The organism is Variovorax sp. H27-G14 (genome assembly GCF_046156345.1).
GTDB lineage: Bacteria > Pseudomonadota > Gammaproteobacteria > Burkholderiales > Burkholderiaceae_C > Variovorax.
On sequence record NZ_JAYLVN010000004.1, the window covers coordinates 418,160 to 439,333 of the forward strand.

A 21,174-nucleotide genomic window follows, 5' to 3' on the forward strand; every position below is an offset into this window, starting at 1 on the left:
GCGAACACACCCACGCACAGAACGGGACGCACACCATGGCCACAAGCAAGTCGATAGACACCGGCGACTACAAGCTCTTTCCGTCGCCGAGGAACGTGCACCGCGTCATCTTCGAGCACCAGGTGTTTGTGCCGTACCCGTACGCGCTGATCGTGATGGACGAGTTCTACTTCAAGGGCCGCGCCAGCCTGTTCTCGGCCTGCCGCATGAGCGACGGGAAGATGGGGCAGGTGGCGACGTTCGAGCTGGAAACGGACGTAGACATCTTCAACACGAAGTTCGTGCCCGACTGAGCACGGGCCCCTGATGCCTTGTCCCCTCTCCCCTTGGGGAGAGGGCTAGGGTGAGGGAGGCGGCTTGAAAACATCGCGCAGCCTCGATCGCCGCTCACCCTCACCCCAACCCTCTCCCCAAGGGGAGAGGGGGCAACAGCCAGCGCCGTGCGCTCCCCCTGGGCACGTCACGGCTGCATCGCAAACCTGTCCCGCTGCGCCTGCGCGCACTCCCCCATCACGCTCAACGCCCGCTCCACCGCTGGCGTTCCCATCACGAACGGATTGGCCTGCGCGGTTGACGCAGCGCCCTGCTGGCGCAGCGCCGCCAGCTTGCCCTGCGAGCCGTCGATGTTCGAGTGGTTCGACAGCATCACGTCGATCTGCTGCGCCGACACCACCGTGCCCATGCGCCGCGTGGCCTCCACATAGCTGTTCAGCCGCGGCACGTCCTTGCCGAAGTTGAAGCCCGTGCCGCCCCACAGCATGGCGCGGTGCTTCTGCCCGCCCGACGTCACGTCGAACACCGGCGACAGCGTGCCCATGGTGTGGCCCGGCGTGAGGTACAGCGTGAGGGTGGTGTCGCCCAGCGTGAGGCGGTCGCCGTCTTTCACCGACATGTCGCGCGGTCCGCGCTTGGGCGGCGCGCCCCAGATCGGCGTGGCGAACTCGAGCTTGGTTTCGGTCATGGTCCAGTCGGCCTCGCTCATCACCACGTGCGCGCCGTACTTCTGCGCCAGGTAGGGCGCGCCGCCGTAGTGGTCGCCGTGGCCGTGGGTGACCAGCACGTACTTGATCTGCGCCGGGTCGAGGCCCAGCTTGCGCATGCCGCCTTCGATCAGCGCGGCGGCCTCCACCTGGTTGTTCAGCGCATCGATGAGGATGATGCCGTCCGAGGTCTTGACCGCCCACGCGCTGACCCAGTCGGCACCCACGAAGTACAGGTTGTCGAAGGCCTTGCCGGGCGGCGGCGCGGGCTTGTTGATGAGGGCGGTGAGGCTGCGGTCGAGTTCGGCCTGCTGCGGGCGCGCGTCAGGCGCGGGCTTGCACAGCGTGAGCAGGGCGCCAAGGTCGGGCCCCGCGGTGCGGGTGGCCGCCGCGACGTGGGCGGCGACGGTGGCGTCGGAGGGTGCCTGCGAGGCCGGCGTTTGCGCGCAGCCCTGCACCAGGGCGGCAACCGCTGCCAGGGCGGCTGTCTTTGAAAAAGAGGAAGGCAAAAAGGAAGGAACCATCGGTGTCTCCGTGCCGTCGGTGCGGCTTGTTCTGGAGGCGCTATTCTGCGGCGCGCCGGGTGTTGTCGGCGCACGTGCAGATGCGGGAAATCAATTCGGCTCGGGCGTTATTTCGATGCAATTAAAAGGCGGTGAATTAACGTTGTATTGATTTGCGTGCAATTTGGTTTGAAGGATTTAAGCAAATTATCAGATGCGGCGCGTTTTAAATGCGACAAGTCTGATTGATCTTCGGGTGGAGCATGGCTAGCATTTGCACCCATGCGAAAAATCTCATTGAACGATACACACCCTTTTCCCGCCTGCATCGCGGCCGGAGATCAAATGGAGTTGCGTGCCATTGTCAAAGCCAATGCCAGCGCATTGCATTTCTTGATAGACGCGAACAAAGCAAATCTGATTCAGTGGCTGCATTGGCCCAGATTCGTCAATGCGCTCGAAGACACGGTCTATTTCTGCAATTCATGTGAAATAGGCATGCAGAAAAAAACCCAGGCAACCTATGGAATATGGCGCCATGAGCAGCTGGCCGGGGTCGTGTCTTTCAATACGATCGATCTTGGCAATGAATCGGGCGAAATCGGGTATTGGCTGGACGCGCAGACCCGTGGAAAAGGCATTGCTTCAATTGCCGTGAGGGCAATGGTGCGGGCTTTTGCACAACAGCGGGTGCTGAGAAGATTCGTGATCAAGTGCGCGGTGGCCAATGCGCGGAGCCGAGGCCTGGCGGAACGGCTTGAATTTTCGCGCGAGGGGCTGCTCAGCCTGGCGGAGCAAATTGGCGACACCCACCACGATCAGCATCTGTACGCGCTGACATTGAACGACAGCGCGGATCTGCCGGCGTCCTGGCCGCTGTAAGGCCAGGGCGCGCGGCCTGGCTTATTCGATGGTCGCGCCCGAGGCTTGCACGATGCCCTTCCACTTGTCGTAGTCGGTCTTCAGCAGCGTGCCGAACTGCGCCGGCGTCATGCTCTGCGGTTCGGCGCCCTGGGCAATGATGGCGGCCTTCATTTCAGGCGTGGCCAGCAGCTTGTTCACTTCGGCGTTCAGCAGGGTGACCACGTCCTTGGGCGTGCCGGCCGGCACGAAGATGCCGTACCAGGTGCTCACGTCGAAGTCCTTGTAGCCGAGCTCGGCCACGGTGGGCGTGTCGGGCAGCGAGGTGCTGCGCTTGGCCGAGGTGACGGCCAGCGGACGCAGCTTGCCGGCCTTGATCTGCGCCATGGCCGAAGGCACCGACGACACCATCAGGTCGACGTTGCCTGCCAGCACGTCCATCATGGCCGCGTTGGAGCCCTTGTAGGGCACGTGGCGCATCTTGATCTTGGCCGCGCCATTGAAGATTTCGCCGGCCAGGTGAATGGTGGTGCCGTTGCCGGGCGAGCCGTAGGTGATGGTGTCGGGCGCGGCGCGCGCGGCCTTCACCACGTCGTCCAGCGTCTTGAACTTGGAGTTGGCCTGCGTGACGATCACCACCGGCGTGTAGGCCACGTGGGCCACGGCGGTCAGGTCTTTCACCGGGTTGTAGCTCAGGTTCTTGTAGAGCCAGGGCGCCACGACCATGTTGTCCTTCTGGCCCATCACGATGTCGTAGCCCGTGGGCGCGGCACGCGCGGCCTCGGCAATGCCGATGGTGCCGCCGGCACCGGCGCGGTTGTCGGGCACCACGGTCCAGTGGTTGGTTTCAGTGAGCTTCTGGGCCACCAGGCGCGCCAGGATGTCGGTGCCGCCGCCGGGCGGGAAGGGCACGATCATGCGGATCGGCTTGGCGGGGTAGGCGGCGGTTTGCGCCTGCGTGGCGACCGAGGCGAAGGCCAGCGGAATGGCCAGCGCGACGGCCAGCGAACGGGTGAGTTTGCGGATCATGGGTTTGTCTCTTTGTGGGGGGCGATGCGGGGTTGCAGTCGTTGTCTTCACTGCACCAGGGGTGCAGTGTGCCGCAAGGCCCGCCCCACGGATTTCTTCATTGGCGATGGGGCCCGTATCGACCCGCGGTGGGCCACCGGGCACCCCTTGCCCGCATGGCCACCGGCTGAACCCGGCCGGCGCGGTGGCCGGCCGGTCAGCGCAAGGCTCAGCCGAAGTTCTTGGCCGCGAAGTCCCAGTTGGCCAGCTTGGCCAGGAAGGTTTCGACGAACTTCGGGCGCAGGTTGCGGTAGTCGATGTAGTACGCGTGTTCCCACACGTCCACCGTCAGCAGCGCGACATCCGCGGTCGTCAGCGGCGTGCCGGCGGCGCCGGTGTTCACGATGTCCACCGAACCGTCGGCCTTCTTCACCAGCCACGTCCAGCCCGAACCGAAGTTGCCCACGGCCGACTTCACGAAGGCTTCCTTGAACGCGTCGTAGCTGCCCCACTTGGCATCGATGGCCTGGGCCAGCGCGCCGGTGGGCGCACCGCCGCCTTGTGGCTTCATGCAGTTCCAGAAGAAGGTGTGGTTCCAGATTTGCGCGGCGTTGTTGTAGATGCCGCCGCTGGCCTTCTTGATGATTTCTTCCAGCGTCAGGGCTTCGAACTCGGTGCCCTTCTGCAGGTTGTTGAGGTTCACCACGTACGCGTTGTGGTGCTTGCCGTAGTGGTATTCGAGCGTCTCTTGCGAGTACTCGGGGGCCAGTGCGTCCAGCGCGTACGGCAGGGGTGGGAGCTTGTGTTCCATCGTGGTTTCCTTTTGGTTGTGAAAAAACGCAGTCAGGCAGGCGCTTGCGCGTCGGCCTTGGGTTGAACGCGGTAGGCGCAGCGGCGCGCGCCCGCGAGCACATGTTCGACGCGGCTGACGCTCACGTCGGGCCCCAGCACCGCGTCGAAGAGTTGCAGTTCACTGCGGCAAAAGCCCGTGCAGGCCTGCGCCGCGGTGCAGATGGGGCAATGGTTTTCGATGAAGAGAAACCCGTTGCCTTGGCCTTCTCCTGCCTCGTCCGCCCGGAACTCGGCCATGTAGCCCTCGCGGCTGCGAATTTCCGCCAGCCGCTCCAGCCGCGTTCGCAGGTTGCGCGCGCCGCGCATGGCCTCTGTGTAGTTGGCGCGCATGGTGGCCTCGCGCGCGTCGATGAGCTGGTTCATGCCCTTCTCGCCGAACACGCTGATGACGGCGCTGATCATCTGCACCGTCATTTCGGCGTGCGTGTCGGGAAAGCGCTTGTGGCCCTCGCCGGTGAGCCGCCAGATCTGCGTGGGCCGGCCGCGGCCGCTGGAGCGGCTCTCGGCGTCGACCAGGCCTTCGGCCTCCAGCTTGGTCATTTGCTGGCGCACCGCCTCCACGGTCACGCCCAGCACCTTGGCGATGTCGGGAATGCCGAGCGCGCCGCGCGTCTTGAGCGTGGAGAGGATGCGGTCTGCCGGCTGGTGCGGCATCCAGGCGGGCTTGGCATCTGGTGCGGACATGGCGAGTTCGGTCGTGGAGGAAAACGCTGTCATTGTCACGGGGTTGGCGCGCCCTTCATATCCAGGGGTGCTTCCACGGGTGCTTCCTGGGGTGGTTCCCATGTTGCCTGCCAGCCCCCGCCCACTGCCTTGTAGAGCGCCACCAGGCTGGTGAACGAGGCGGTTTCGGCCTCGGCCACGACGTCCTGCGCGCGCAGCAGGGTGCGCTGCGCGTCCAGCACGCTCAGGTAGGGCGCCGCGCCTTCGCGAAAGCGCACCTCGGCCAGTTCGCCCGCCCGCGCGCTGCGCTCCGACGCTTCCACCAGCCGCTGCAGCCGCAGCTGGTTCTGCCCGTAGCCGGTGAGGGCGCCTTCCACCTCCTCGATGGCGCGCAGCACGGTCTGCTCGTACAGCGCGCGGTCACCCTCGGCGCGCGCCTGGGCGCCGCGCACGCGGGCCTTCACCGAGCCCAGCTGCAGCGCGGGCCAGCTCACGCCCGGCGTCACGCTGAACGCGCGGCTCCGCGCGCTGCCCAGGTCGGCGCCGCGCAGTGCCACAAAGCCCAGGAACCCGCCGATGTCGAAACGCGGGTACAGCTCGGCCGTGGTGGCGCCCACGTCGGCCGTTCTGGCGGCCAGGCCGCGCTCGGCGCGCCGCACGTCGGGGCGGCGGCGCAGCAGGTCGCCCAGGTCGCCGATGGGCAGGCGCTTGTCGAGCACGCGCAGCGGGCGCGGCTGCAGCATCGGCTCCAGCTCGGCGGGGCGCAGGCCGGCCAGCACCGCCACGCGGTAGGCCGACTGGCGGCGCGTGGTTTCCAGCGCGGGCAACTGGCTCTCGGTGGTGGCCAGGTTGGCCTGCGCGCTGGCCAGGTCGCCTTCGAGCGCACGGCCGGTCTGCACCTGCGCCTCGGTCACGCGCAGGCTGCGGTGCAGGCTGTCGAGCGTGCGGCGCGTCACGGCCATGCGCTGCTCGGCGCCGCGCATCTCGTAGTAGTTGCGCGCCAGCTCGGCCACGGCCACGATGCGCACCTGTTCGAGGTCGGCCGCGCTGGCTTCGCTGCGCGCGGTGGCGGCCTCGTCGAGCCGCTTCAGGCGCCCGAACAGGTCGATTTCCCAGCCGGCATCGAAGCCCGCGCGGCTGCTCTGCGACAGCGAGCGCACGTCGGGCTGCGCGCCGCTGTTGCCCTGTGCAATGCCGCGCGTCTTGCTGGCGGCCAGCGTTGCCACCGGCAGCCGGTCGAGCTCGGCCTCGGTCTGCGTGGCGCGGGCTTCGAGCAGGCGGGCCTGCGCGATGCGAATGTCGTGGTTGCCGGCCAGCGCGCGCTCGACCAGCGCATCGAGCTGCGGGTCGTCGAGCTGGCGCCACCAGTCGCGCTGCACCGCGTCGTTGGCGAACAGCGCGCGCTCGGGCGCCGCGATGGCCACCGGCGCGTCGGCCGGCGCGGTGTAGGTCGGGCCGACTGCGCAGCCGGCGAGCACCAGCAGGCCGAGCGCGAAGGGCGCGGTGCAGGAGATGAGTCGGTTCATGCTCATGCTCCTTCGGCCAGCGCATCGAGTTCGGCCGCGCGTGGCGATCGGCTGGCCGGGCGGTGGTCGCGCGCCAGCAGCGTGTACATGGTGGGCAGCACGAACAGCGTGAACAGCGTGCCCACCAGCATGCCGACCACAATCACCAGCCCAATGCTGAAGCGGCTGTTGGCGCCAGCGCCGCTGGCGAACAGCAGCGGCACCAGGCCCATCACCATCGCGGCCGTGGTCATCAGAATGGGGCGCAGCCGAATGCGCGCCGCCTCTTCGATGGACGCGCGCCGGTCGAGGCCCTTGTGCATCTGGATCTCGTTGGCAAACTCCACCATCAAGATGCCGTGCTTGCTGATGAGCCCGATGAGCGTCACCAGCCCGATCTGCGTGTAGATGTTGATGGTGCCAAAGCCCAGCGCCAGCGGCACCAGCGCACCGCAGATCGACATGGGCACGCTGATCAAGATGATCAGCGGGTCGCGCAGGCTTTCGTACTGCGCCGCCAGCACCAGGTAGATCACCACGATGGCAAACACAAAGGCCATCACCAGCGCGGAGCCCTCCTGCGTGAACTGCCGCGCGTCCGACTGCCAGTCGAAGCTGAAGCCCGCCGGCAGCTTCTTCGCCTCTTCGCTCAGGAACGCCACCGCGTCGCCCATGGTCACGCCCGGCATCGGAATGGCCTGGAAGGTGGCCGCGTTGAGCTGGTTGAACTGCGTGAGCTTGTTCGGCCCCACGCTGGTCGACAGCTGCACCAGGTTGGCCAGCGCCACGGGCTGGCCGCTGGCGCTCTTCACGAAGTAGCGCGACAGCGCCTCGGCCGTCAGGCGCTGTTCGCGCGGCGACTGTGGAATCACGTCGTACGAGCGGCCGTCCATGCCAAAGCGGTTGACGTAGTTCTCGCCCACCAGCACCGCCAGCGTGTCGCCGATGGCCTTCATGGTCACGCCCATGCTGTTGGCCTTGGCGCGGTCCACGCGAATTTGCACCGTGGGGTTGTTGAACTCCAGGTCGCTGTCGACCACCGCGAACTTGCCGCTGTCGCGTGCCGACTTCTTCAGCGTTTCCATGGCCTCGAACACCGTGCGGTGGTCGCCCGCGCTGCGAATGACCATCTGCACCGGCAGCCCGCCAGTGGAGCCCGGCAGCGATGGCAGCTGAAACGCGAACACGCTGCTGCCTTCCACCTCGTTCATGCGGCCCTGGGTGTCGCCCTGGATCTGGTCGGCGTTGCGCTGGCGGTCCTTCCAGTCTGAGAGCTGCACGCCGCCGATGCTGTTCGACACGCCGTCCGAGCCGTTGATGAGCCAGCGCCCGGTGTTCTCGGGCAGCGTGGCAAACACCTCGTCCCATTTCTTGCCGAACTTCTCCACGTAGTCGATGTTGGCGTGCTGCGGCGACTTGATGGCCGTGAGCACCATGGCCTGGTCTTCGCCGGGGGCCAGCTCGCGCTGCGCCGCGTTGTAGAGCAAGGGCAGGCTCACCAGCACCAGCGCCGCAAACGCGCTCGTCACCCAGCGGTGGTGCAGCGACACGTCGAGCAAGCGGCCGTAGCCGTTCGACAGCCGGTGAAAGAACGACTCCGCGGCGCGCGACATGCGGCTGCCGGCGGCGTCCCGCGGCAGCAGAAAAGAGCTCATCACCGGCGACAGCGTGAGCGCAATCACGCCCGACACCACCACCGCGCCGGCCAGCGTGAAGGCGAACTCCTTGAACAGCGAACCGGTGAGCCCGCCCATCAGGCCGATGGGCGCATACACCGCGGCCAGCGTGAGCGTCATGGCAATCACCGGGCCGGCCACTTCGCGCGCGCCGACGAGCGCGGCCTGCACGCGCGACTTGCCTTCCTCGATGTGGCGATGCACGTTCTCCACCACCACGATGGCGTCGTCCACCACCAGCCCGATGGCCAGCACCATCGCCAGCAAGGTCAGCAGGTTGATGCTGAAGCCGAACAGCTGCATCAGCGCGGCGGCGCCCAGCATCGACAGCGGAATGGTCACCACCGGAATGAGCACCGCGCGCACCGAGCCCAGGCACAAAAAGATCACCAGCACCACGATGGCCACGGCCTCGAGCAGCGTTTGCTGCACCTCGTCGATGGAGGCCTCGATGAAGCGCGCCAGCTCGAAGGGCAACTGCACCTCCACGCCCGGCGGCAGGTTCTGCTTGATGCCGGGCAGCAGGTCGCGAATGCGCTTCACGATCACCAGCGGGTTGCCGTTGGGCGCAGCCTGCAGGCCGAGGTAGATGGCGGGCGTGCCGTCCATGGTGGCGCTGCTGTCGGCGCTGGCGGCGCCCAGCTCCACCGTGGCCACGTCGCCCAGGCGCACGATGGCGTCGCCATCACGCTTGACCACCATGTCGCGGAACTCCGCCACGTTCACCAGGTCGGTGTTCACGCGAATGTTCGACACCACGTACAGCCCCTTCACCTGCCCGGGCGCGGCCTGCACGTTGTTCTGGCGCAGCGCGTCGGCCAGCTCGCCGGCCGAGATGCCGCGCGCGGCCATGCGGTTGGGGTCGAGCCACACGCGCATCGCCAGCGTTTGCCCGCCCGACACCTCCACGCCCGACACGCCGGGAATGGAGGCGAACTGCGGCTGCACCACGCGCGAGAGGTAGTCGGTGAGCGCGGGCATCTGCATCGTCTTGCTGGAGAAGCCCACATAGGCCACGGCCGTGGCCTCGCCCGACGACTTCAGAATGACCGGGTCGAAGGCCTCGGCTGGCAGCCGGTACTTCACCTGGCTGACCTGCGCCATCGCCTGGGTGAGCGCCTGGTTGGCGTCGGCGTTGAGCTTCATGCGCACGCTGATCACGCTGCGGCCCAGGGTGGACGAAGACGACAGGTAGTCGACGTTCTCGATGGTTGCCACCGCCTGCGCAATGGGCTGCGTGACAAAGCCCTGCATCAGCTCCGGCGAGGCGCCGGGGTACTGCGTGGTGATGGTGAGCGTGGTGCTCTCGGTCAGCGGGTATTGGCGCACCGGCAGGTCGCCCAGCGCGCGGGCGCCCAGCAGCAATATCAGCGTGCTCACCACCAGCGCCAGCACGGGCCGGCGCACGAACAGGTCGGTGAACTTCATGGCTTGGGCTCCTGCGGGAGGCTCAGCGTGTCCTTGTCGGTCGGCGCCACGGCGGCTCCGGTGTACAGGCGCAACTGGCCCGAGGTAACGACCTTGTCGCCGGCCGCCAGACCCTTCTCGATGACGACCCGGCCGTTCTGCCGGTCGCCGGCCGTCACGAACACCTGCTGCGCGCTGAAGCCGTCGCCCTTCTCGGCGGCGCGCACCACGAAGACCGAGTCGCCGTGCGTGCTGTACGTGAGCGCCGTCTCGGGCACGGTGATGGCGTTGGCGCGCGCGGGCAGCGCCACCTTGCCGTTGACGAACATGCCCGGCGTGAGCGCGCCGTCGGCGTTGTCGAGGGTGGCCTGCAGGCGCACGGTGCGGGTGTCGTTGCCGATCTGCGGCTCTATGGTGCTGAGCCGGGCCTGGAACACGCGGCCCGGGTAGGCGTCGACCGCGAGCGCCACCGCCTGGTGGCGCTGGAGCGCGGGCAGGGCGGTTTCGGGCAGCGTGAGGTTGGCGAACAGCGTGCGGCTGTCGGTGAGCGACACCAGCGCATCGCCGGCGCGCACGAACTGCCCGAGGTTGACGCGGCGGATGCCCAGCACGCCGTCGAACGGCGCCTTCACGCCCTTCTGCTCCAGCACGGCCTGGGCCCGCCGCAGCTCGCCGCTGGCCTGGTCGAAGGCGGCCTGCGCCTGTTCGAGCTGTTCCTGCGTGGCGGCCTGCTGCGGCAGCAGGCGGCGGGTGCGCGCGAGCAGCGCCGCGGCATTGGCGCGCTGGGCCGTCAGGCGCTCCAGGTCGCCTTGCTCTGGCGCGTCGTTGAGCTGCACCAGCAACTGCCCGGCGCGCACCTGGGCACCGGGCGTGAAGAGGATCCTTGCGACGCGCCCCTCGGCTTCGGCCGGCACCTCGACCTGCCGGTGAGCCTCCAGCGTGCCGATGCCGCTCAGAAAACGCGCCACCTCGGTCTGCTGCGCGGCGGCCACCGCCACCTTGGCCGGCGGCGTGCCGCCGCCCTGCGCATGCGCGGGGCGGAGCTTGGCCACCAGCCCGTAGCCGGCGACCCCCAACACCACCACAGCCAAGCCGGCGCCGAGCCAGGCCTTTGAACGTGTCTTCATGATCGTATCGCTATTTATCAAAGTAGTTGCTTTGATTATTAGATGGCACTGTGAATGCTGTCGAGCACGACGCGGCAATGACCCTGGCAGGGGCGGGGCATGCGCTTGAAAACGTGCGGGGCCGGGCGAGAAAAAGGCGCGCGTTTTTACGCTTTCTTTATGCGGCCCCGCCGACTCTGTTCCCTGTTTTTACGCACCGATCCCGAGACTGAAGGCCTTGTGTTTCGCTCCAGGAGCAATTAATGGACATCGTCTGGATGGGCGCCTTGCTGGCGCTTTGGGCTGTGGTGGGGGCCATGGTGGTCGGGCTGAACAAGCTCGACGCGCCGAACTCACCGAAGGCGTCTAACGCCGCTGACGGAGCCGCACCGTGATCAGCCTTCAAGTGCTCTACGGCTTCGGCGCCTTGATTGCCGTGATCCTGTTCGCGTACCTCGTGTTCGCGCTGATCTGCGCGGAGGAGTTCTGACATGACCGCTTCCGCATGGGGCCTGCTGGCCCTTTTCCTCGCGGTGCTGGGCGTGCTGGCCTGGCCCGTCGGCAAGCTGCTTGCCGCGCTGTGCACCGATCGCCTGCCGCGCTGGATGCAGCGCGTGGAGGCGCCGCTGTACAAGCTCGCGGGCACCACGCCCGGTGAGTCGATGCACTGGCTGCGCTACGCGCTCGCGCTGCTGGCCTTCAATGCCATTGGCGCCCTCTTTCTGTACGCGCTGCAACGCCTGCAGGGCGTGCTGCCGCTGAACCCCGCGGGCATGACGGCCGTGTCGAGCGACTCGGCCTTCAACACCGCGGTGAGCTTTGTCTCCAACACCAACTGGCAGGGCTACGCCGGCGAGTCGACCATGAGCTATCTCACGCAGATGCTCGGGCTCACGGTGCAGAACTTTCTTTCCGCCGCGACCGGCATCGCGGTGGCGTTTGCGCTGGTGCGCGGCTTCGCACGCCGCGGAGAAGGTGGCGCGAGCAAAGGCCTGGTGGGCAACTTCTGGGCCGACATCACCCGCATCACGCTGTGGGTGTTGCTGCCGATCTCGTTCGTGATCGCCATGGTCTTCGCGGGCCAGGGCGTGATTCAGAACTTCGACGGCTACAAGACCGTGAACACGCTGGAGACCACCGCGTTCCAGCAACCCAAGAACGGTGCCGACGGCCAGCCGCTGAAGGACGACAAGGGCCAGCCGGTGATGGAAGACGCCACCACCGCCACGCAGACCCTGGCCATGGGCCCGGTCGCGTCGCAGGAGGCCATCAAGATGCTGGGCACCAACGGGGGCGGCTTCTTCAACGCCAACTCGTCGCACCCGTACGAGAACCCGACCGCGCTGGTGAACCTGCTGCAGATGATCGCGATCTTCTTGATCCCGGCCGCGCTGTGCTTCACCTTCGGCCATGTGGTGGGCGACATGCGCCAGGGCTGGGCCGTGCTGGCCGCCATGACGGTGATGTTCGTCATTGCCGTGATGGTCATCACGCCCGCCGAGCAGGCCGGCAACCCGCTGTTCGCGTCGCTGGGGGTGGACCAGGTGGCGGGTGCGCTGCAGTCCGGCGGCAACATGGAGGGCAAGGAGGTGCGCTTCGGCATCGACGCCACCGCGCTGTTTGCCGCCATCACCACGGCCGCCTCGTGCGGCGCGGTGAACGCCATGCACGACTCGCTCACCCCGCTCGGCGGCATGGTGCCCATGGTGCTCATGCAGCTGGGCGAGGTGGTGTTCGGCGGCGTGGGCTCGGGCCTGTACGGCATGCTGATCTTCGCGATGCTCGCGGTGTTCATCGCCGGGCTGATGATCGGTCGCACGCCGGAGTACCTGGGCAAGAAGATCGAGGTGCGCGAGATGAAGCTGATCTCCATCGCCATTCTGGTCACGCCCATTCTGGTGCTGGCCGGCACGGCGGTGGCGGTGGTGGCGGGTGCCGGCAAGGCCGGCATTGCCAACCCCGGCGCGCATGGCTTCTCGGAGATCCTGTACGCGCTGACCTCGGCCGCCAACAACAACGGCAGCGCATTTGCGGGCCTGTCGGCCAACACGCCCTTCTACAACGGCCTGCTCGGCCTGGCCATGTGGCTCGGTCGCTTCGCGATGATCGTGCCGGTGCTGGCCATTGCAGGCTCGCTGGCCGCCAAGAAGCGCCTGCCCGTCACCAGCGGCACGCTGCCCACGCACGGCCCGCTGTTCGTCTCTTTGCTGATTGGCACGGTGCTGCTGGTCGGCTTGCTCAACTATGTGCCGGCGCTGGCCCTGGGCCCGATCGTCGAACACCTGGTGCTCTGGAAATAAGAAGGAGCGCACCATGACCGCCAATACCAAAACCTCTCTCTCGCTGCTCGACGCCGCGCTGGTCAAGCCCGCGCTGTGGGCCGCCTTTGCCAAGCTCAACCCGCGCACCCAATGGCGCAACCCGGTGATGTTCATCGTGTACATCGGGAGCATCCTCACCACGCTGCTCTGGGTGCATTCGCTGAGCTTCCCGGGCGACACCGGCATGAAGCCCGGCTTTGTGCTGGCCATCACCGTGTGGCTGTGGTTCACCGTGCTGTTCGCCAACTTTGCCGAGGCCCTGGCCGAAGGCCGCAGCAAGGCACAGGCCGCCTCGCTGCGCGGCCTGCGCAAGGACACCTGGGCCAAGAAGCTGCAGTCGCCGCACCACGGTGCGCAGTGGCTGCCTGAACAGGCGCCCAACCTGCGCAAGGGCGACGTGGTGCTGGTGGAGACCGGCGACGTCGTGCCGCTGGACGGCGAGGTCATCGAAGGCGTGGCCTCGGTCGACGAGAGCGCCATCACTGGTGAGTCGGCCCCCGTGGTGCGCGAGTCGGGTGGCGACTTCTCGGCCGTGACCGGCGGCACCCGCGTGCTGTCCGACTGGCTGGTGGTGCGCGTGTCGGTGAACCCGGGCGAGTCGTTTCTGGACCGCATGATCGGCATGGTCGAGGCCGCCAAGCGCCAGAAGACGCCCAACGAAGTGGCGCTCACCATCCTGCTGGTGGCGCTCACGCTGGTGTTTTTGATGGTCACCGTCACGCTGCTGCCGTTCTCGGTGTTCAGCGTGGAGGCCGCCGGTGCGGGCACCGTGGTGTCGCTCACCGCGCTGGTCGCGCTGCTGGTGTGCCTGATTCCGACCACCATCGGCGGGCTGCTGTCGGCCGTGGGCGTGGCGGGCATGAGCCGCATGATGCAGGCCAATGTGATCGCCACCTCGGGCCGCGCGGTGGAAGCCGCCGGCGACGTCGACGTGCTGCTGCTCGACAAGACCGGCACCATCACGCACGGCAACCGCCAGGCCACCTCGTTCCTGCCCGGGCCGGGCATCACCAAGGCGCGTCTTGCACGCGCCGCCATGCTCGCCTCGCTGGCCGACGAAACGCCCGAAGGCCGCAGCATCGTGGAGCTGGCCCGGCGCGACGGGCTGGAGGCCACCGCCGTCGAAGGCGCGCGCTTCGTGCCCTTCACCGCGCAGACCCGCATGAGCGGCGTCGACCTGCCGGCCGCGCCCAACAGCCTGGACACCGACGACGTGCTGCTGCGCAAGGGCGCGGTGGAAGCGGTGCGCCGCTACGTGGAGGCCCTGAGCGGCACCATGGCACCCGAGGTGCTGCGCGCCGCCGAAGAAGCCGCGCGCCGCGGCAGCACACCGCTGGCCGTTGCCGAAGGCAACCGCGTGCTGGGCGTGGTGGAGCTCAAGGACATCGTCAAGACCGGCATCAAGGAGCGCTTTGCCGAGCTGCGCCGCATGGGCATCAAGACGGTGATGATCACCGGCGACAACAAGCTCACCGCCGCGGCCATTGCCGCCGAAGCCGGCGTGGACGACTTTCTGGCCGAAGCCACGCCCGAGGACAAGCTCGCCCTCATCCGCCAGTACCAGGCCGAAGGCCGCCTGGTGGCCATGACCGGCGACGGCACCAACGACGCCCCCGCGCTGGCGCAGGCCGACGTGGCGGTGGCCATGGGCAGCGGCACGCAGGCCGCCAAGGAGGCCGGCAACATGGTCGACCTGGACTCCAACCCGACCAAGCTGCTGGAAGTGGTGGAGACCGGCAAGGCGCTGCTCATGACGCGCGGCTCGCTCACCACCTTCTCGATTGCGAACGACGTGGCGAAGTATTTCGCCATCATTCCGGCGATCTTCGTCTCGACCTACCCGCAACTGGGCGCGCTGAACGTGATGCGCCTGGCAAGCCCGTCGTCGGCCATTCTGAGCGCGGTGATCTTCAATGCGCTGGTCATCGTGTTCCTGATTCCGCTGGCACTGAAGGGTGTGCGCTACCGGCCCGTGGGTGCCGCCGCGCTGCTGCGCCGCAACCTGGCCATCTACGGCCTGGGCGGCCTGCTGGTTCCCTTCATCGGCATCAAGCTGATCGACTGGCTGCTCGTTGCAGTCCACCTGGTCTGAGGAGTTCTTTCATCATGAACAACAACGGCAACATCGTTCGCCCCGCGCTCGTGCTCTTCGTGCTGCTGAGCGCGCTCACCGGCCTCATCTACCCCATGGCCGTCACCGGCGCCGCCAAGGCGGTGTTCCCCGCGCAGGCGGCCGGCAGCCTCGTCGTGCGGGACGGCACCACGGTGGGCTCCAGGCTCATCGGGCAGAACTTCAGCGACCCGAAGCACTTCTGGGGCCGCCCGTCGGCCACCGCGCCGCAGCCCTACAACGCCAGCGCCTCTGGCGGCTCCAACCAGGGCCCGCTGAACCCTGCGCTGACCGATGCGGTGAAGGCGCGCGTGGAAGCGCTGCGCGCGGCCGACCCGGGCAACACCGCGCCGGTGCCGGTCGACCTTGTCACCGCGTCTGCCAGCGGGCTCGACCCCGACATCAGCCCGGCCGCCGCGCAGTACCAGGCAGCGCGCGTGGCGCGTGTGCGCGGCATGCCGCTGGAGCGCGTTCGCACGCTGATTGCCGACAGCACGCAGGGGCCCACCTGGGGCTTTCTGGGTGAGTCGCGCGTCAACGTGCTGGCGTTGAACATCGCGCTCGATGCCGCTTCCGGTTCTTCCAGTCCTTCGACTCCGCGTTGAGGAGAAACACACCATGGCCTATGCCGCTTACAGAGAACACCCCGGCGTGCCGCGGACGCACGCACCCATGACCGCGCCGACCCGTGCGTTCTACGTGCTCGACGTCACCGTCTGCTGCGCCGACGCCCTGCGCGTGCGCCGCAGCATCGCCGGCTGCCCCGACGCGGGCGTGGTGCGCTGCGAGCCCTTGCTGCACGGCTGCTGCTCGCAGGAAAGCGACGCGCCCTGCGTGCGCCTGATGATCCGCCTGCCGCTCGCCAGCTATGCCGACGTGCTGCACCGGCTGATCGAATGCGTGCCCTCGGGCGAGATCGGCCGGCTCGTGAGCTGGCGCGAGCACCTCGCGCGCCGCGGGCTGCGCCATGGCCACTGACCTGTTGCTCGCGCTGCTGGCCATGGCGGCGCTGTTCGTGCCGCTGGGCTTTGCCTGGTGGGCGCTTTCGCGCACCGCGCGGCGCCATGCTGGACGCCGAAAAAACCGCCCCATGCGCTAATCTGCGCCACCCATGCTCGACGACCGCCCCGACCCCGACGCCCTGATCGCGCAGCTGCGCAACAGCGAGGCGCGCGCGCAGCGCGGCAAGCTGCGCATCTACTTCGGCGCCAGCGCCGGCGTGGGCAAGACCTGGGCCATGCTCAGCGCCGCGCAACGTGAGCGCACGGCCGGGCGCGACGTGCTCATCGGCGTGGTCGAAACCCACGGCCGCAGCGAAACCGCCGCGCTGCTCACGGGGCTCGATGCGCTGCCGCTGCGCGAGCTGCCGTACCGCGGTCGCACCCTGGCCGAGTTCGACCTGGACGCCGCGCTGGCCCGCAAGCCGGCCGTGCTGCTGGTCGACGAACTGGCCCACACCAACGCCCCCGGCTCGCGCCATGCCAAGCGCTGGCAGGACGTGCAGGAGCTGCTGGCCGCGGGCATCGAGGTGTGGTCCGCGCTCAATGTGCAGCACCTGGAAAGCCTCAACGGCACGGTCGGCGCCATCACCGGCGTGCGCGTGCACGAGACCGTGCCCGACACCGTGCTGGACGAGGCCGACGAGGTGGTGCTGGTCGACGTGACGCCCGACGAACTCACCGCGCGGCTGGCCGCCGGCAAGGTCTATCTGCCGCAGCAGGCCGAGCGCGCCGCGCAGAACTTCTTTCGCAAGGGCAACCTGATTGCGCTGCGCGAGATTGCGCTGCGCCGCACGGCCGAGCATGTGGAAGACGACGTGCGCGGCTGGCGGGTGGAGCAGTCGGGCACGGGCGGCGTGAACGGCAAAGGAAAAGGGCAGGGCCTGCAGGCCTGGAACACCTCGGGCGCCATCCTGGCCTGCGTGGGCCCGCACGAAGGCGCGGCGCAAACGGTGCGCACCGCCGCGCGGCTCGCGGGCCAGCTCAACGTGCGCTGGCACGCGGCTTACGTCGAAACACCGCGGCTGCAGCGGCTGGCCGCCGCGGAGCGCGACCGCATCCTGACCGTGCTCAAGCTGGCCGAAGAGCTGGGCGCGGCCACCGCCGTGCTCACCGGTGCCGACGTGGCCGAGCAGCTCGCCGAACAGGCGCGCCGGCTCAACTGCGCCACGCTGGTGCTGGGGCGCGCCGAGCCGGCCACCGGCTGGCGGCGCTGGTTGCCCGGCGCGGCGCAGCCCTTGTCGGGCGCGCTCGCGCGGCATGCGCCGGCGCTCGACATCATGGAGGTCGCGCGTTCAGACAGCTCGCGCCGCCTGTCTCGCGCGCCGCTGGAGGGCGCGCGCATCGACAGCGACGACCATGTGAAGGCCCCCACCCACTGGCCCGCCTACGCATGGGCCGCGGCCACCAGCATCGCGCTCACATTGGTCTGCACGCCGCTGGCCAGCGTGCTGGAGCTGTCGAACATCGTCATGCTCTTTTTGCTTGGCGTGGTGGGCGTGGCCATGCGCTTCGGGCGCGGGCCGTCGGCGCTGGCCGCGTTGCTCAACGTTGCGGCCTTCGACTATTTCTTCGTGCCGCCGCGCATGTCGTTTGCGGTGAGCGACGTGCAGTACGTGCTGACCTTCGCGATCATGCTCGGCGTCGGCCTGCTGGTGGGGCAACTCACGGCGGGGCTGCGTTTTGCGGCGGGCGTGTCGACCAGCCGCGAGCGGCGCGCGCGCTCGCTGTTCGAGCTCACGCGCGAGCTGTCGGCCGCGCTCGAAAGCTCGCAGGTGGTTGCGCTGGGCGGTGCCGCCGTGCAGGGCCATTTCGGCGGCCACGCGCTGGTGCTGGTGACCGACGCGGCCGACCAGCTGGTGCTGCCCGCCGATCCGCCCGAGGGCTTCGATGCACAGGTGGCCGACTGGGCCTTTCGCCACGGCCAGGCCGCCGGTCTGGCCACCGCCACGCTGGCCGCGCAGCCCTGGCACTACGTGCCGCTGCAGGCGCCCATGCGCGTGCGCGGCGTGCTGGCGCTGTCGCCCGCGCAACCGCGCTGGCTGCTCATTCCCGAGCAGGCCCAGCAGCTGGACACGCTGGCCCGGCAGATCGCCATTGCGCTGGAGCGCGTGCACTACGTGGAGGTGGCGCAGCAGGCCGTGGTCGAGATGGAATCGGAGCGCCTGCGCAACGCCTTGCTGGGTGCCATTTCGCACGACGTGCGCACGCCGCTCACCGCGCTCATTGCGCTGGCCGAATCGCTGCAGACCCTGCCGCCCGAACAACACGCCGAGGCCGCGCGCGCCATCGTCGCGCAGGCGCACGAGCTGCATGCGCTGGTGAACAACCTGCTGGACATGGCGCGCCTGGAAAGCGGCATTGCCGGCGGCGCGGTCAACCTGCGGCGCGACTGGCAGTCGGTGGAAGAAGTGGTCGGCTCGGCCATTCGCGCCGCGCGCACCTCGCTGGGCAGCATCGTCGTGCAGACCGCGCTGGCGGCCGACCTGCCGCTGGTCGAGTTCGACGCGGTGCTGATCGAGCGCGTGCTGGTCAACCTGCTGGAGAACGCCACCAAGTACGGCGCCTCGCCCATCGTGGTGGGTGCGCGCGCCGAGCCGGGCACGCTGGTGCTGACGGTGCGCGACCACGGGCCGGGCCTGCCGGCCGCGTTGCTGGGCCATGAGCAGAAGCTGTTCGACAAGTTCACGCGCGGCGAGGCCGAGTCGGCCACGCCGGGCGTGGGCCTGGGCCTGGCGATCTGCAAGGCGGTGGTGAGCGCGCACGGCGGTGACATTGCCGCGGACAACGCGCGCGGTGGCGGTGCAGAATTCACGGTCACCTTGCCCCGCCGCGAGCCGCCCGAACCGGCCGAAGCCCAACTCTGACCCCATGCCCGCACCCACCGCCATCGTGATCGAAGACGAGCCGCAGATCCGCCGCTTTGTGCGCGGCGCGCTCGAGGCCGAGGGCTGGGTGGTGCACGAGGCCGGCACCTTGCGCGACGGCCTGGCCGCGGCCGGCACGCGCCAGCCCGACTTGTTGGTGCTGGACCTGGGCTTGCCCGACGGCGACGGCGTGTCGTTGATTCGCGATGTGCGGGGGTGGTCGGCGGTGCCGATCATCGTTTTGTCGGCACGCACCGACGAGGCCGACAAGATTGCCGCGCTGGATGCGGGGGCGGACGACTATCTGACGAAGCCTTTTGGCACGGGCGAGCTGTTGGCGCGTGTGAGGGCGAATCTGCGGCGTCCGCGTGCGGCCGGTGGCGGCAACGACGAGCCTGCGGAGGCGCTGTTCCGTTTCGGCGAGATCGAGCTGGACCGCGCGGCGCGTCTTGTTCGTCGTGCGGGTGTCGAGGTGCACCTGACGCCTACCGAATACCGGCTGCTGTCGGTGTTGGTCGCCAATGCGGGGCGTGTGCTGACGCAGCGCCAGTTGCTGCGCGAAGTGTGGGGCCCGTCGCATACGGACCAGAGCCACTACCTGCGGATCTACATGGGGCATCTTCGGCAGAAGCTCGAAGTGGATCCGGCGCAGCCTCGGCATCTGTTGACTGAGACTGCTGTGGGGTATCGGTTGGTGGTTTGAGTTTTTGGGCGGGTCCGTTTCAGGGCGCGTGCACAGGCCGCCGGGTACTCCCCTCCGCGAATGTCCCCCGGCTTCGCCTCCTCCTTTATTTCGCTGCGGGGAGTACCCGACGCCCTGTGCACTGGGGCACGCTGCTGTTGATCGTGCGATCAATTTCCGCTCTTTGAAACGCTCACGCTGTCGGGGTGCTTTGCGCCGCGTCATACGTTCAGGGCATGTGCACAGGCCGTCGGGTACTCCCCTCCGCGAATGTCCCCCGGCCTGCGGCCTCCGGCGGGCTCAACCCGTCGATGCAATGGTCTGCCAGAGTACCTCAGCAGGGTTGGCAAAGCCAAGTGTCTGTCTTGGTCGACCGTTCATTTCATTGGCGATGCGATCGAACTGGGCCTGCGTCATGTGGGAGAAGTCCTTGCCCTTTGGCAGGTACTGTCGAAGCAGCCGATTGGTGTTCTCGTTGGAGCCTCGTTGCCACGGACTCTGTGGGTCGCAGAAATACACATCCACATCCGTTGCGACGGAGAACTTGCGGTGAGCGGCCATCTCGCTGCCCCGGTCCCAGGTCAGGGTCTTCATCAGCCCGGCAGGCAATTTCTTGACCTGACGGGTCAAGGCGCTCACCACGCTGTTGGTGTCCTTGCCGTCCACCTTCACCAGGATGAGGTAACGCGAATGGCGCTCCACCAGCGTTGCCACCTGGCAGTTGAGCGTTCCGAACAACAAGTCGCCTTCCCAGTGGCCCGGCACCGCGCGGTCGTCGGCCTCGGGCGGACGCTCGCTGATGGAGACCAGGTCCTTGATGCGATAACGCGCAGGCGGCGGCGACTGCACACGGGGTCGTCGCATCCTGGTGTGCTCTCGAAGATAGGCCGTCAGCTCCTTCTTGAGGGCGCCACGGGCCTGGACGAAAAGCGTTCTGTAAATTGTTTCGTGCGAGACGTTCATGTCGCGATCTTCGGGGAACTGGCGCTTGAGCCATCCCGAAATCTGCTCGGGCGACCAGTACAGCCTGAGCTTGACAGCGACTTCCAGCGCAAGCGCGGGGCGGTGCTCCAGGTGAGAGCACTGCGGCCTCTTGGCCCTGTGCCAGGCAGCTTCGTCGGCATTGATCGCGCGATACCGACCCAGTCCGCCATTGCGCTGGATCTCTCGCGAGACGGTACTGGGACTGCGGGACAACCGCGCTGCGATCAAGCTTATCGACTCGCCCATCGAGAGTCCACGCGAGATCTCCTCGCGCTCACGCAGCGTCAAGGCGCCAGGCGCGCGACGGCACTCTCGAGGAGCGAATCCTCCTGCCTTGCCGATCCATGTCTGTATCGAGGGCACCGGGCGTCTCAGCGCCATGGCGATCTCGGCGATCCGTTCGCCTTGCTTCCATCGATCCTACATCTCCCGCTGCTGCGCAGCCGACGGATGAATTCTCTGACCTGTGCTCGTCGTCAATTAACACCTCGATTCTTCGTTGAAGTGTTGCATCGACGGGTTGAGCCCGCCCCTCCTTTATTTCGCTGCGGGGAGTACCCGACGCCCTGTGCACCTGGGCACGCTGCTGGTGATCGCGCGATCAATACCTGCTCTGTCCAACGTTCACCCCGTCGGCGTGAGCGTCGCCCT

18 protein-coding genes and 1 pseudogene are annotated in these 21,174 nt (G+C 67.9%); 11 read left to right on the plus strand and 8 right to left on the minus strand.

All coding sequences use genetic code 11. The annotated features are described in order from the left end of the window. Window positions 1–35 precede the first annotated feature (35 nt). Entirely contained in the window at window positions 36–293 is a 258-nt protein-coding gene (locus tag VLK31_RS14515) for a hypothetical protein (RefSeq protein WP_409169101.1), read from the plus strand. Between the two features lie 167 nt (window positions 294–460). On the opposite strand, the gene VLK31_RS14520 is transcribed toward VLK31_RS14515, so the two are convergent. Then, a complete protein-coding gene (locus VLK31_RS14520; RefSeq protein WP_409169102.1) occupies window positions 461–1,504 on the minus strand; it encodes an MBL fold metallo-hydrolase in 1,044 nt (347 codons plus the stop codon). 276 nt (window positions 1,505–1,780) lie between these two features. Here VLK31_RS14520 and VLK31_RS14525 point away from each other — a divergent pair, with 276 nt between their 5' ends. Beyond that, window positions 1,781–2,365: a GNAT family N-acetyltransferase gene (locus VLK31_RS14525; RefSeq protein ID WP_409169103.1), complete on the plus strand. Its 585-nt coding sequence runs from the start codon at window positions 1,781–1,783 to the stop codon at window positions 2,363–2,365. Window positions 2,366–2,386: 21 nt separating this feature from the next. Here VLK31_RS14525 and VLK31_RS14530 read toward each other — a convergent pair whose 3' ends face one another. From VLK31_RS14530 to VLK31_RS14555, 6 genes are all read right to left on the minus strand, one after another. Beyond that, complete coding sequence (locus VLK31_RS14530; RefSeq protein WP_409169104.1) at window positions 2,387–3,373, minus strand: Bug family tripartite tricarboxylate transporter substrate binding protein; 987 nt, start codon at window positions 3,371–3,373, stop codon at window positions 2,387–2,389. Window positions 3,374–3,581: 208 nt separating this feature from the next. Beyond that, window positions 3,582–4,163: a superoxide dismutase gene (locus VLK31_RS14535; RefSeq protein WP_409169105.1), complete on the minus strand. Its 582-nt coding sequence runs from the start codon at window positions 4,161–4,163 to the stop codon at window positions 3,582–3,584. Between the two features lie 32 nt (window positions 4,164–4,195). Beyond that, window positions 4,196–4,888, minus strand: a complete 693-nt coding sequence (locus VLK31_RS14540; protein WP_409169106.1) for a helix-turn-helix transcriptional regulator — start codon at window positions 4,886–4,888, stop codon at window positions 4,196–4,198. A 35-nt stretch (window positions 4,889–4,923) separates the two neighbouring features. Further along, window positions 4,924–6,399: an efflux transporter outer membrane subunit gene (locus tag VLK31_RS14545; protein WP_409169107.1), complete on the minus strand. Its 1,476-nt coding sequence runs from the start codon at window positions 6,397–6,399 to the stop codon at window positions 4,924–4,926. Further along, window positions 6,396–9,476 carry a MexW/MexI family multidrug efflux RND transporter permease subunit gene (locus VLK31_RS14550; protein WP_409169108.1) on the minus strand — a complete coding sequence of 1,027 codons (3,081 nt, stop codon included), beginning with the start codon at window positions 9,474–9,476 and terminating at the stop codon, window positions 6,396–6,398. The genes VLK31_RS14545 and VLK31_RS14550 overlap by 4 nt, the downstream gene beginning before the upstream one ends. Continuing rightward, window positions 9,473–10,582, minus strand: coding sequence for an efflux RND transporter periplasmic adaptor subunit (locus VLK31_RS14555; protein WP_409169109.1), 1,110 nt, complete (start codon window positions 10,580–10,582; stop codon window positions 9,473–9,475). Before VLK31_RS14555 ends, VLK31_RS14550 begins: the two co-directional genes overlap by 4 nt. 242 nt (window positions 10,583–10,824) lie before the next feature. Here VLK31_RS14555 and VLK31_RS14560 point away from each other — a divergent pair, with 242 nt between their 5' ends. The 9 genes from VLK31_RS14560 (at window position 10,825) to kdpE (ending at window position 19,560) form a co-directional block, all read left to right on the plus strand. Beyond that, window positions 10,825–10,956, plus strand: coding sequence for a hypothetical protein (locus tag VLK31_RS14560; RefSeq protein WP_409169110.1), 132 nt, complete (start codon window positions 10,825–10,827; stop codon window positions 10,954–10,956). After that, window positions 10,953–11,051: a K(+)-transporting ATPase subunit F gene (gene kdpF / locus VLK31_RS14565; protein WP_042581336.1), complete on the plus strand. Its 99-nt coding sequence runs from the start codon at window positions 10,953–10,955 to the stop codon at window positions 11,049–11,051. Before VLK31_RS14560 ends, kdpF begins: the two co-directional genes overlap by 4 nt. Window position 11,052: 1 nt before the next feature. Beyond that, entirely contained in the window at window positions 11,053–12,861 is a 1,809-nt protein-coding gene (gene kdpA, locus VLK31_RS14570) for a potassium-transporting ATPase subunit KdpA (RefSeq protein ID WP_409169111.1), read from the plus strand. A gap of 13 nt (window positions 12,862–12,874) precedes the next feature. Then, on the plus strand, window positions 12,875–14,974 hold the full coding sequence (gene kdpB, locus VLK31_RS14575; protein ID WP_409169112.1) for a potassium-transporting ATPase subunit KdpB: 2,100 nt from the start codon (window positions 12,875–12,877) through the stop codon (window positions 14,972–14,974). 14 nt (window positions 14,975–14,988) lie between these two features. After that, window positions 14,989–15,597, plus strand: a complete 609-nt coding sequence (gene kdpC, locus VLK31_RS14580; protein ID WP_409169113.1) for a potassium-transporting ATPase subunit KdpC — start codon at window positions 14,989–14,991, stop codon at window positions 15,595–15,597. Window positions 15,598–15,664: 67 nt separating this feature from the next. Beyond that, the gene (locus VLK31_RS14585; RefSeq protein WP_409169114.1) at window positions 15,665–15,970 is read left to right on the plus strand and encodes a hypothetical protein; all 306 of its coding nucleotides are present in this window, start codon (window positions 15,665–15,667) and stop codon (window positions 15,968–15,970) included. Then, window positions 15,960–16,091 (plus strand): hypothetical protein, encoded by a 132-nt coding sequence (locus VLK31_RS14590; RefSeq protein WP_409169115.1) that lies wholly within the window; start codon window positions 15,960–15,962, stop codon window positions 16,089–16,091. Before VLK31_RS14585 ends, VLK31_RS14590 begins: the two co-directional genes overlap by 11 nt. A gap of 12 nt (window positions 16,092–16,103) precedes the next feature. After that, window positions 16,104–18,857: a DUF4118 domain-containing protein gene (locus VLK31_RS14595; protein ID WP_409169116.1), complete on the plus strand. Its 2,754-nt coding sequence runs from the start codon at window positions 16,104–16,106 to the stop codon at window positions 18,855–18,857. Between the two features lie 4 nt (window positions 18,858–18,861). Continuing rightward, window positions 18,862–19,560 (plus strand): two-component system response regulator KdpE, encoded by a 699-nt coding sequence (kdpE, locus tag VLK31_RS14600; protein WP_409169117.1) that lies wholly within the window; start codon window positions 18,862–18,864, stop codon window positions 19,558–19,560. Window positions 19,561–19,839: 279 nt separating this feature from the next. Here the strand turns inward: kdpE and VLK31_RS14605 are convergent. Beyond that, a pseudogene (locus VLK31_RS14605) lies at window positions 19,840–20,943 on the minus strand (IS30 family transposase); the annotation flags it as partial. Window positions 20,944–21,174 lie beyond the last annotated feature (231 nt).